General features: G+C 40.4%; 13 protein-coding genes. 6 read left to right on the top strand and 7 right to left on the bottom strand.

The window, feature by feature from the left end; translation table 11 throughout:
* From F8L24_RS10815 to F8L24_RS10800, 4 genes are all read left to right on the top strand, one after another.
* On the top strand, nt 1–191 hold a 191-nt coding region (locus F8L24_RS10815; protein ID WP_294955463.1), incomplete at its 5' end, for a hypothetical protein.
* Nucleotides 181–945, top strand: coding sequence for a WecB/TagA/CpsF family glycosyltransferase (locus F8L24_RS10810; RefSeq protein WP_294955462.1), 765 nt, complete (start codon nt 181–183; stop codon nt 943–945). The genes F8L24_RS10815 and F8L24_RS10810, both read left to right, overlap by 11 nt.
* On the top strand, nt 946–2262 hold the full coding sequence (locus tag F8L24_RS10805; RefSeq protein WP_294955461.1) for a sugar transferase: 1317 nt from the start codon (nt 946–948) through the stop codon (nt 2260–2262). It begins immediately after the preceding gene.
* Nucleotides 2263–2276: 14 nt separating this feature from the next.
* Entirely contained in the window at nt 2277–2429 is a 153-nt protein-coding gene (locus F8L24_RS10800) for a CBS domain-containing protein (protein ID WP_365937994.1), read from the top strand.
* On the opposite strand, the gene F8L24_RS10795 is transcribed toward F8L24_RS10800, so the two are convergent.
* Both F8L24_RS10795 and F8L24_RS10790 read right to left on the bottom strand, forming a co-directional pair.
* Nucleotides 2404–3624 carry a HAMP domain-containing sensor histidine kinase gene (locus tag F8L24_RS10795; protein WP_294955459.1) on the bottom strand — a complete coding sequence of 407 codons (1221 nt, stop codon included), beginning with the start codon at nt 3622–3624 and terminating at the stop codon, nt 2404–2406. The two genes, F8L24_RS10800 and F8L24_RS10795, sit on opposite strands and share 26 nt — an antisense overlap.
* Nucleotides 3581–4234, bottom strand: coding sequence for a response regulator transcription factor (locus tag F8L24_RS10790; protein WP_294955458.1), 654 nt, complete (start codon nt 4232–4234; stop codon nt 3581–3583). The genes F8L24_RS10795 and F8L24_RS10790 overlap by 44 nt, the downstream gene beginning before the upstream one ends.
* A 114-nt stretch (nt 4235–4348) precedes the next feature.
* On the opposite strand from F8L24_RS10790, the gene F8L24_RS10785 reads away from it, so the two are divergent.
* Nucleotides 4349–4540 (top strand): DUF6726 family protein, encoded by a 192-nt coding sequence (locus F8L24_RS10785; protein ID WP_365937992.1) that lies wholly within the window; start codon nt 4349–4351, stop codon nt 4538–4540.
* Here the strand turns inward: F8L24_RS10785 and F8L24_RS10780 are convergent.
* Entirely contained in the window at nt 4537–4836 is a 300-nt protein-coding gene (locus F8L24_RS10780) for a chorismate mutase (protein ID WP_294955456.1), read from the bottom strand. The two genes, F8L24_RS10785 and F8L24_RS10780, sit on opposite strands and share 4 nt — an antisense overlap.
* Nucleotides 4837–4920: 84 nt before the next feature.
* Here F8L24_RS10780 and F8L24_RS10775 point away from each other — a divergent pair, with 84 nt between their 5' ends.
* Nucleotides 4921–6249, top strand: coding sequence for a hypothetical protein (locus F8L24_RS10775; RefSeq protein WP_294955455.1), 1329 nt, complete (start codon nt 4921–4923; stop codon nt 6247–6249).
* Between the two features lie 341 nt (nt 6250–6590).
* On the opposite strand, the gene dnaK is transcribed toward F8L24_RS10775, so the two are convergent.
* The 4 genes from dnaK to F8L24_RS10755 all read right to left on the bottom strand — a co-directional run.
* Nucleotides 6591–8477, bottom strand: a complete 1887-nt coding sequence (gene dnaK / locus F8L24_RS10770) for a molecular chaperone DnaK (protein ID WP_294955454.1) — start codon at nt 8475–8477, stop codon at nt 6591–6593.
* A gap of 385 nt (nt 8478–8862) precedes the next feature.
* The gene (gene grpE, locus F8L24_RS10765; RefSeq protein ID WP_294955453.1) at nt 8863–9402 is read right to left on the bottom strand and encodes a nucleotide exchange factor GrpE; all 540 of its coding nucleotides are present in this window, start codon (nt 9400–9402) and stop codon (nt 8863–8865) included.
* Between the two features lie 140 nt (nt 9403–9542).
* Nucleotides 9543–11561 (bottom strand): ATP-binding protein, encoded by a 2019-nt coding sequence (locus F8L24_RS10760; protein WP_294955452.1) that lies wholly within the window; start codon nt 11559–11561, stop codon nt 9543–9545.
* A 69-nt stretch (nt 11562–11630) separates the two neighbouring features.
* Nucleotides 11631–12297: hypothetical protein (locus F8L24_RS10755; RefSeq protein ID WP_294955451.1), on the bottom strand; the 667-nt coding region annotated here is incomplete at its 5' end.

The following is a 12297-nucleotide window of genomic DNA, read 5'->3' as shown; positions in this document are numbered from 1 at the left end:
CGGAATGCAGGAAATATGAATCTGTACTTATTGGGAAAAACCATGATGACTTCATAGCAAAAATAGATGAGGCTCTTGAACTTAAGGAAGATAGAAATTATATAAAACTTCTTGAGAAGGAAGCTTTGCAGAACAGCTGGAAAGCCAAGGCTGGGGATATCGCAAAAATGATCAGAGAAAATGAAAAATAGAATCAACTTCTTAGGCTATCCGGTCGATATCTGTACCGAGAAAGAAACACTCTTGACTCTACAGGAGTGTATCGTTCAGCATAGACAGGTCATAAGAGAAGACCTGAATGCTGCAAAGGTGGTCTGGATGCATAAAGATCCTGCCTATGCACAAATGATCCAAAATGCCGATATTATCAATGCCGACGGTATGTCTGTGGTCTGGGCAGTCAAATTTTTGTTAAAGCAAAAGATCAGTAGAATTACCGGTATAGATCTTATGGAAAAACTGATAGCATTGTCTCATGAAAGTGGATATACGGTTTTTTTCCTCGGTGCGCAAAAAGACATAGTCCAAAAGACAGTTGCACATTATGAAACACTTTACTCAAAACAAATTGTTGCAGGCTACCATGACGGATACTTTACCGATGAAGATAACATTGTTAAAATGATCAATCAAAGTCATGCTGATATTTTATTGATAGGTATGAACTCACCGAGAAAAGAAAACTTCGTCTCTGCACATAAAGATCAGTTGAAAACAAGTCTTGTTATGGGAGTTGGCGGCAGTTTTGATGTCATCGCAGGCAAAGTAAAAAGAGCTCCGTTATGGATGCAAAATGCAGGCCTGGAGTGGTTTTACAGATTCTTGCAGGAACCGGGACGTATGTGGAAAAGATATATTTATACGAATTCCTATTTTTTATTTTTGGTTTTTAAAGAAAAAATAAAACAGCTATACCCCAATACCGCCGGTCACAAAGGAACATAAGTGAAAGAAGTTATATCAAGATTTATTTTTATTCTCTTTGATATTGTTTCGATCGTTCTTGCCGTATATATCGCTTATCTTATCAGAGGAAGTATAGAACTGTCGCATCCTCATACCTTTCCGCTATCTGAATATATCTTTTTTTATCCTATTTACATTATCCCTATACTATTGTTCACCTATGAGGGCATCTACACATACAGATATGATTTCTGGCACGAAAGCCGTATTGTTCTTAAAGTCATCTTTTTTTCAGCCATACTTATATTTGCTTATTTGGCTATGACAAAATCTGCGGAAGACTATTCCCGCCTTGTCATCGGTTTTTCTTTTGTACTCATGTCACTGTTCATTCCTCTTTCCAAGAATATCAGTAAAAAAATACTGCATAAACTTGGACTTTGGCAGAAAAAGGCAAAGATTTACGGTGATGACCCCTTTTTGACCAGCGAAATTTACGGCAATCCCTACCTGGGCTATATTGAACCCAAAAAGGGGGAAGAACCTGCCACTGTTTTTGTCAATTCCAAGGAGAGTGATCTTCCAACACTTAAAAAGATCATTTCTCAGGAGATCAAACAAAGAGAAGAAGTGATCTTCATCCCTCTCATGGATGATTATGATCTGACACATTCCCACATTTATGACCTTTCCAATACGAGAACAAACCTCATCGTTTTTCAAAACAGACTCAAAAGCCGTTACAGAACCCTCTTTAAAAATATATCGGATTTTACACTTTCCCTGGCCATCTTTCCCTTTTTGATCCCGATCATGCTTGTTATTGCCTATAAAATAAAACGTGGCAATCCCCATGAAAAAATACTCTTCAAACAAAAACGCCTGGGAAAAAACGGAAAACCCTTCAGCTGCTACAAATTCCAGACTATGTACGAAAACAGCGATACCCTGCTGGAACAGTATCTTAAAGCACATCCCGAAGAAATCACATACTATGACACGTACCATAAATACAGGAACGATCCCCGTGTGACAAAAGCCGGCCACTTCCTGCGCCGTACTTCTCTCGATGAACTGCCGCAGATCTTTAATGTTTTCAGGGGAGATATGAGCTTCATAGGTCCGCGTCCCTATATGCTCAGTGAAAAAAAAGACATAGGCGAAGAGATAGGGACAATACTGTCTGTAAAGCCGGGAATAACCGGTTTGTGGCAGGTCAGCGGACGCAGTGATGTAGATTTTGATTCCCGTGTCGAACTCGATGTCTGGTATATCAGGAACTGGAATTTGTGGATGGATATGGTGATCCTGTTTAAAACAGTCAAAACAGTACTTATTCGAGACGGTGCAAGTTAACCTGCCTTTTTTCTATTTCCGCGAAGCTCAATGTCAAATATGCCGCAAGAATGATGGTCAAAAGCAGTATTAAACGCCTTTTGGTCCTTGACAACAATGAACTTCAGGGGATCCTGACAATGACAGATACCATCGGTATCCTCATGGAGACGGTCGAAGCCCGTTAAACGGCTGTCGGGACGGAAAGAAGAGAACAAACGTGCTCCCCGCTCCCTTTTTTGATTCAAGTTCAAGTTTGATCTTATATTTTCGGCAGATGGCAAGTACGATGTCCAGCCCGATGCCAAAACCTCCGCGTTCTTCATTTTCACGATGAAACCGTTTAAAGATATCTTTCTGTTTTTCCTTGTCGATCCCGATACCTGTATCTTTGACTTTCAGTACATTCTTCTGAAGCGTAATGGTTACACTGTCTCCTTTATCCGAATACTTGATCGCATTGCTCAGAAGATTGTCTATAAGCCTGTAGGCACTCTGTTCATTCATATAGACCAAAGTAGGCTCAAGATCCAGTGCTATACTGACATATTTTGAATCGGCAAGGTCCCGTATGTACTCTACACGTGATTCGATAATCTGGTCAAAACGCAGCCATTCATCCGGTTCGACCTTTCCTGCAAGCCTGTAAGTCAGTGAGCTGTACATGACACTGAGGCGTTTGGCACTGGCTTCAAGGCGCTTGAGCTTTTTGTTTTCGATCCCCCGAAGGCTCTGTACGGTCATCAATATTGCAGAGACCGGTGTATTAAGCTCATGTGTCGTATCGGAAATAAAACGGTCGAGCGATTCTATCTGTTCCCTGACCGGCTGAAGAAAAAGCCGTCCGAGGAAATATCCCACCACACCCATCAGAATAAAAGAGAGTACCAGATAGCCGATGATCCTGATGCGAAGTTCCCGAAGTGTCCGGGCCAGCTCATTCTCTTTCAGTACAATATAATACACACCGAGATGTCCGCTTTTGTCCTCTGTTACCGTATAGCATTTCATATCGTTTACATAAAAATCCGTATGGAAATCGGTAACATGTTTTATCTCGGAATAGATCGGTTTTTTGTTCTTGTCAAAATAGCCTACTTCAAAACGGCAGTGTTTGAGATTTTTCAAAAACCGTATTCGGTCTATCTTCCTTTTTTTTTCTTTCATGGCAGCCATAATGATCTTGGAAGAGAGCATACGGGACTGATACATCATCTCGAATTTCATAGCACTCTTCATGGAAGCACGGTTGTTTTCAAAAAAAAGATAGCCGATGATCGCAAGCAGTACAAATACGGAGGAAAGATAGAGTGTCAGAAATCTAAACAGTGACTTTCTTTCATAGGATGTTAAAACGATAACCCTCTCCTTTGATGTTGTCAAAATACTCTTTTGTAAACATTTTTCTCAAATTCTTGATATAGGTACGAATGGTAGCATGGGTAGGCATACTGTCATCACTCCAGACATTTTCAATGATTTCGTCACAAGAAATGATCTTACCCGTATTTCGGATAAAATACTCCAGTACCTGTGCTTCTTTCTGACGCATTTCAATCAGCTGATCTTCAATAATGATCTGATGCGCTTTGGGAATGAATTTCATACCGTCAAACTCTATCTCTTCCTGCAGCCGGTAAAGCCGGACAATATGCTCTATACGTGCACGGAGTTCTTCAAGTTCAAACGGCTTTTTCAGGTAATCATCCGCACCCAGATCGAACCCTTTTTTGAGATCATCGATCCCTGCCAGCGAAGTGATGTAGATAGCCGGGGTAGTATTCCCGATCTCCCGAAGATAGGAGAGAATTTCAAAACCGTCGATATTGGGAACATTGACATCGAGCAGCAGCATATCATAGCGGTCTGTACCTATAGCATCAAGCGCCTTTTCACCGTCATAAAAACTTTCTACCCTGTAGCCATTTTCCCTTAGAAATTCCTCAATGATCTCCTGCAGGATCACATCATCTTCAAGTAATAGTATTTTCACGGTTCTCCTTTATACAATAGTATAGAAGTATGATATCTCTATTGTATTGTTCGGGATTATTGTACCATACTCTCTGTGTAGTACAATACACAAAAGATTTGGATATACTTTTCTATGGAAAAAAATATTTTATGGACAATACCGGTTTCGATCATGCTGTCAGGCTGTACACAGATCGTAACGGCACCTGTCTCGGTAGCAGGTACGGTAGTCAGTACAACCGTAGATATTGCAGGGGCTGCCGTTGGCGCAGCTGTTGACGTCGCCACCGATGATGACGACGATAAAGAAAAGCAAAAAACTTAAAAACTTTTTGCATTGTTGAATTCGGCAATCTCACTCTCCACCATAGCATCTATCATGCGGACAAAAAGATCGTTGACAAGATTGGGAGAAAGCCCCAGAGAGATCGCCTGTTCCCGCGCCCGGGAAATTACATCAGAAATTCTGTCTTCTGCTTTTACTTCCTCTACAGACGTTTTAAAATGTGCGATCTGCTTGATATATTCGTTACGTTTTGCGATCAGTTTTACGATCTCTTCATCCACTGCATCAATCTTTTCTCTCGCGTCTTCAAGTGTTGTACATTTCTCTATTTCCATTGCGTTATCCTTATCTCAATATTCATTATTCTCTGCGATTATTATATCCTAAAAAATCTAATATACTTTGGCTATAATTGTTTCATGAAAAAGACAAATAAACTACTTGTATCGGCCTTCACTGCTGCGCTTCTATTTAATGTTTCCATACACGCTGAAGAAGACAGTGGTACACATATCTTTGACGACATCAATATCAGCAGCCTGACGCATATCAAAGACTGGATTGTGCTGCCTTATGTCTTTTCTTCAGACTCTACCGGTTTTTCCGGCGGTTTGGGCGTCATTAAACAGGGACTCTTTCAGCCTCAGACCACACTGGTCGCTACCGCTTTTTACGGGGCAAAACAGGATATCATTACAAACGGCCAGGCAGATACAGCAAACTTTTCCGGAGGTTTTCTTCTCTTTTCAGACTATAAACTTCCTTATACCGACAGACTCTTCTTCTCACTTTACGGTCTTAAAAGTTATTTTCCCAAAGCCAGAGTCTACTGGAAAGGTGGGAATAATTCAAATCAGGATCAGGCACTTGTCACTTCGGGAGATTCTGATTTCCTCTATACCGCCTTCCGCTATGTACTTCCTATCGGAGAAGGCATCGACAATCCCGAAGGCATTTACGACCTGAAAAACGGTTTTGCTATGGGGCGAGAGGGCTATGGCGGAGGCAAACCTTTTGTGACCGGCCTAACTTCTCTGGGAATCAAAACATTCTATTCACATAACGTCTTTGAGAACAACAACGAAGCACCTTTCCCCGTCTGGAATACAAATGGCTTGAGATTTTTTCTTCTCCATGACAATACGGACTACGATCTCAATCCTTCACGGGGATACCAGTTCCAGCTTCAATACTCAAAAGATTTCGGCTGGGGAGACTCACTGCAGAGTTGGGATTTTTTAGAAGCCAAATATAACCAGTATATTGATCTTCCGACCTTCTCCTGGTCTCAGCAAAATGTACTGGCAATGAGTTTATGGACAGGGTACTCGTTCTCATGGGATGATGACAACACCTACAAAAATACCAGCATCAATGCACACCGTCCACCCCCGTGGGAAGGTGCCAGGCTGGGCGGGCTGTTCCGAATGAGAGGATATGATCAGGATCGTTTTTCAGACAAAGCAGCTTTCTATGCCACCGCGGAATACAGAGCTGTTCTGAAATACAACCCGTTCAGAACGAACCGTTACATCCCAGTAGCGATTGACTGGTTCCAGGTCGTTGCCTTTGCCGAAGCCGGCAGAGTAAACGATACGTACAATTTTGATCTGCTAAAAGATATGAAATATGATGTAGGGGTGAGTCTGCGTGCCATGGCGGCAGAGATCCCGGTACGTGTAGATGTCGCCTACGGAGATGAAGGCACCAACTTCTGGGTCATGGTTTATCAACCGTTCGACTTTTAATTTCTTCTATTTCTATGGTGCCTATGCCATATCTTTTTCTTGATATGAAACGTTATGATGTGGTGCATGATTACATACCCTGCGCCAAAATGAAGGCATAAAAAAAGCCCGGCTCCCTTTCGGGAAACCAGGCTTTTAAACTTTCTTTAGCTGCTTAGACAGAGAACCTGCCCATGCGGCTGGCCGCATTTTATATGCAGAGGCCTTACTCGACCTCTGCATCAATGACATCGTTTACTCATCATTCTAACGCTTCTCGGGCAAAGCCCGTAACGCTACGCCGTCGCTGAGACCTCTTCGGCAGAGAGCCCATGCAGCTGGCTGCATTTTATGCAGAGGTCTTATTCGACTTCTGCATCGATGACATCGTCATCGTCCGCTTTCTTTCCTGCATCGGCTGCACCGCCTTGCTGTCCGCCCTGCTCTTTGGCATAGGCTGCTTCAGCAAGTTTGTGGCTCTTCTCAGTCAGAGCTTTAACCTTCTCATCGATCTGCTCTTTGGTCGCATTGTCGTCTTTGAGAACGGTCTCAAGATCAGCGATCGCTGCTTCAATGTTCGCTTTTTCACTCGCATCGAAGTTTTCACCGAGATCTTCAAGCGATTTTCTGGTCTGATGGATCAATGCATCCGCCTGATTCTTCGCTTCAACAACTGCTTTGCGTTTTTCATCTTCGGCTTTGTTCGCTTCAGCATCCTGAACCATTTTTTCGATCTCTTCATCAGAAAGTCCTGACGAACCGGTGATCTTGATCTCCTGGGATTTACCTGTACCTTTGTCTACCGCTGATACAGTCAGGATACCGTTTGCATCGATATCAAAGGTCACTTCGATCTGCGGTACACCTCTTGGCGCTGCCGGAATATCTCTCAGCTCAAACATACCGAGTGACTTGTTGTCTTTGGCAAATTCACGCTCTCCCTGGAGAACATGAATGCTTACTGCCGGCTGGTTGTCTTCCGCTGTAGAGAAGATCTGAGACTTCTTCGCAGGGATGGTCGTACCTTTTTCAATGACTTTTGTCATCACGCCGCCCAGTGTTTCGATACCAAGGCTCAACGGTGTAACATCGAGCAGGAGTACGTCTTTGACATCACCTGCCAGTACACCACCCTGGATCGCTGCACCGAGTGCAACGACTTCATCCGGGTTCACAGATTTGTTAAGCTCTTTGTTGAAGAATTTCTTCACCTCTTCCTGTACCAATGGTACTCTGGTGGAACCACCGACCATGACCACTTCTTTGACATCGCTTTTGCTCAGACTGGCATCTTTGAGTACAGACTCGATCGTTTTGATTGTACTTGCCACAAGGTCACCGATGAGTGATTCGAACTTCGCTCTTGTAATTTTGGTTACAAGGTGTTTCGGACCACTCGCATCTGCTGTGATGAACGGCAGGTTGATCTCAGTCTCGGTAGCACTTGAAAGCTCTTTTTTTGCTGCTTCCGCTGCATCTTTGACTCTTTGCAGTGCCATAACATCCGCTTTAATATCGATACCGCTCTCAGACTTGAATTCACCTGCAACATAATCGATGATTCTGTTATCGAAGTCATCACCGCCAAGGAATGCATCACCGCCGGTTGCCAATACTTCTACGACACCGTCACCTGTTTCAAGCGCAGTGACATCGAAAGTACCGCCCCCCAGGTCATATACTACGATCTGCTCGGCATCTTTTTTGTCAAGCCCGTAAGCCAGTGCCGCTGATGTGGGCTCGTTGATGATCCTCATCACGTTCAGTCCCGCGATCGTACCGGCTTCTTTAGTTGCTTTTCTCTGTGCATCGTTGAAATATGCCGGCACGGTAATAACTGCATCGGTCACCGTTTCACCGAGGTATGATTCAGCATCCTCTTTCATCTTCATCAATACTTTTGCAGAGATTTCCTGCGGTGTATAGGTTTTACCCGCTACTTCGATTGCACAGGCTCCGTTTCTGTCTATAATGTGGTAAGGAAGTCTCTCTTTCGCTTCGTTCGCTTTTTCCTCTTCGCACATAAGACCCATAATCCTCTTGATAGAGTAGATCGTTTTCTCCGGATTCGTTACCGCCTGTCTTTTTGCAGATTCGCCGACAAGAACTTCGCCTTTGTCTGTGAATGCCACAATAGAAGGTGTTGTGTTTTTACCTTCTTTATTGGCAATGATCGCCGCTTCGCCGTTTGTATACACTGCCATTGCAGAGTTTGTTGTTCCTAAGTCAATTCCTAATACTTTACCCATGATTTTTCCTTTTATAAGTGATATATTTGTTTTACTGGTATTATTATAGTTGATAAAGATGCAAATCCTATGCTACTTTAGTTGCATTGAGTCACTTTTTATCAAGTTTTGTTTACAAGGTTCTTCCTTCGGTGGTCTTTGCAAGACATCACCTCCGGTTTCGAAGCTATAAACGACACGCAGGTATCGTTTGCTTAACGCTTCTCACACTCACCTTTACTTAGCGGTGCTCTCCAGCCTCCGCGGTCGCTCTTGCTCCACGCTCCGGTTTCGCACCTGTAAACGTGAGGTTCACTCACCTTTACTTAGCGGTGCTCTCCAGCCTCCGCGGTCGCTCTGCTCCACGCTCCGGTTTCGCACCTGTAAACGTGAGGTTCACTCACCTTTACTTAGCGGTGCTCACCATTGCCGGACGGAGTACTCTGTCTTTGATGGTGTACCCTTTCTGCATTACCTGAACGATATCGTCCGTTTTGTGTGCATCACTGTCTACCTGCATGATCGCCTGATGTACTTCAGGGTCGAACTCACCTTTGCTTGCTATCTCTTTAATGTGGTTCTTTTCCAGTACTTTCTTCAGCTGCTCATAGGTGAGCTTTACACCTTCCTGCATTTTTTCCAGAACTTCAGATGCATTTTCTTTATCTGCACTTTCAATGGAATCCAATGCATTTTCAAATGAATCAAGTACTGCCAGAATATCTTTTGCAAAGCTTTCATTTGCATAAGATACGGCGTTCATTTTATCTTTCTCCAAGCGTTTTTTTGCATTTTCAAAATCGGCATGGGCTCTGATATACTTTTCTTTATATTCCGCTGCTTCAGCTTTGGCAGCCTCCAACGGATCTATTTCATCACTCTGAACCTCTTCTACCGGCTCTTCGTTCTGAGTCTGCTCAAGATCTTTTTCTGTCTCTTGACTCATGAAAGACCTCCTTTTTTCTTAACTTTTGCACCTACAATTTAAATGCTTGAAAATATTATACAACATTGAGTGTATCTTTGTCAAGTATTATCTTAATTATTTTCACACAGATAACTTTAGTCAATTCAACTAAAGTTACCTTATAGATATTGATTGAATATCGCTACAAGTTTTTTAACTTCAATAGGTTTGATTAATACATCTTTTGCTCCGGCTTCACGCATTGCTTCTGTTGATGCCTGATCATCAGAACCGGTTAATCCGTAAATAGCAACTTCTTTTTCTTTTTTAATTTTTCGCATCTTTTTTATTGCATCTGTTCCATTCATTTTTGGCATTTGCTGATCAATAAAGACAATATCCAATTCTTTTTCTTTATAAATTTTAACTGCTTCAAGTCCGTCTTTGGCCATTACAGGATGATGGTTCATCTTTTTAACAACTTCAGTCATTAATTTCAAATTAATATAATTATCATCGACAACCAGAATTTCAAGCGGTTTAGCACTACGGTCAATAGACAAATCAAGTTTTGTTTGGACAGCATCCTTTCCTTCTATGATGTTCAAGATTAAATCAAATACTTTGTCTGGAGATAACGGCCGCGTTACAATTGGCACATCATTAAAACTTGTTTCACCCAATAAAGTACTGGATTCAAGAAATAGAATATTATGATCGCATGTTTTTACAAGTTTTTCAAAATTATGTCGATTATTGTCATTAATAATACTACTGTCAACGATACAAACAGTATCTTGACGTTTCTTTTTTAAGTGTTTAAATGTTTCTTCTTCATCCACGACAACGTATTCAATATCAAGGCTTACTGCATATCGCTCTAGTATAGAAATGATTTGCTTATGTTCTTCTCCAGCATGTTCATCTTTAACCAAAATAAGTTTTATCTCTTCAAAATCATCTTTATCGACCGTAGCAATCATACCGACAATGGGCTTCGCAGGTATGATCAATGTAAAACAGCTCCCTTCTCCTTCTTTGCTTTCTACAGAAATTTTTCCTCCCAACAATGCTGTCAATTGCTGGGAAATTGCCAATCCCAACCCTGTTCCTCCATAATCTTTTGTTGTACTTTTAGAAGCTTGGACATAAGGAGAAAATATTTTCTGAAGTACTTGTTTGGACATACCTATTCCTGTATCAGAAACACTAATTCCCAATGTCTCCTCTTCATGATTATAGTTAAATTCCAAATCTATACTCCCCCCCTCAGGAGTAAATTTAATGGCATTACTTATAAAGTTGTTAATAATTTGTTTTAGTCTATAAGGGTCTGACTGAATAGTATATGGTATTTCCGGATCAAAATAGGTTACTAAATTAATACCTTTCTTTTTGACAGCATAATAAAAAAGCATACTTATATCTTTATAAAGATCAACCGGTGAAAAAATATAACGGTCAATTTCTATTTTTCCTGCCTGCAGTTTACTCATATCCAGGATATCATTAATCAGTGTGGTAATAAGTTCACCACTTTTATACGCTGCCCGAATATATTCTTTTTGATTTTGTTGCTCTACTTCTGTTTCTAAAAGCTCCAAAAATCCTAAAACAGCATTCATTGGTGTCCTGATATCATGCACCATCGCTGAAAAAAAATCTCTTTCTTTGCTTAACTGTGTTTCGCAATACTTTTTTTGATCCAAGCATTCAAGCGTCAAATTTTTATGTATGATTTTAGGATATTTTTTCATAAACAAGGTTGTACTTTTTTGAACTATCTCATCAATACTATCAAGTTCTTTTTTACTAAAAATATGTTTACTGCTTTTTAAGTCATAGAGTATCAATGTGGCAAATATGGTATCACTGTCAAAACGTTTACCACAGGGAATCACTAAAATATTTTTAATATCCAGTTTTAGGCAATTATCTATTTTAGGATTAAAAAGTAAACTTTCCTCCACATTATTGAGTGCCATGTATGTAGCACTTTGCAAAGATGTATGTAAAATACTATCTTCATTAGTACATACCAACGTGGGTATATTTGTTTTTTTTACAGGAATCAGCATATGCTCATCATTATCATTGACAAACGGAAGACTTTTGTCGTAGTGATAAACCCTTGCTATCTCAGTTTCCAGTTCCCTTAAAAAAGAGACAATTTCTTTTTGATATTTATTTTTTTGCATTATCGGTAATGACTCCTTCCTTTGCCTTCCGTATATTCAAAATCTCTTCTTTAAATATTGATAATATTATTATTTTTGAATCAGCTCATTAATGTCACTAAAAATCAATTGTGCTTTTTTTGTCACTTTTCCCAACTTGCCATTATCTGTTATGACGGCACATGCCTGTGAATTATCAACTGAGCTGAATATAATTTGATATTCCGGATAAGTAAGATATAACGTTGACATTTCTCCTATAAGCCTTCTGCGGTTTTTCTCTATTTTTTCAAGTATCTCAGTAATTATTCGTAGATTTTCTGTTACTTTGTCTCGATTAAATGTTTGTTTTTCATTCACATAAAAGATATTTGTATCAGACAGGATTAATATATCTTTAATATCATTGTCTATATATGATTTGCACTTTACTATGAGCTTATCTGAGGAAGGGAGGGAATGACTTTCCTTCTTTTGACCATTTCCATCCAATGTTGTTGATACTTCTGCCTGTTCTTCGGCAATAAGTGTATTGTTTAACTTTGTATCAAGTTTTTCTATCGTTTTATCGACATCACCTCTATTTTTCTTAAATAATTTTATAAATGTTGAAAGTATGCCATTATGAGTTTCCATCATATATCCTTCTGTTGTGTTTTTTGGTTTTATTTCAAAACGGTAAAGTAAATTATTTTTTTCAATAGCATTATTATATAAAGAAAACTGGATAATTGAAGAGTTCTTTCTTTTTTTTTTT

The organism is Sulfurovum sp. (genome assembly GCF_015493435.1).
Lineage (GTDB): Bacteria > Campylobacterota > Campylobacteria > Campylobacterales > Sulfurovaceae > Sulfurovum.
The sequence above is the reverse complement of the archived record's forward strand: the minus strand, read 5'-3'. Positions and strand labels throughout refer to the sequence as shown.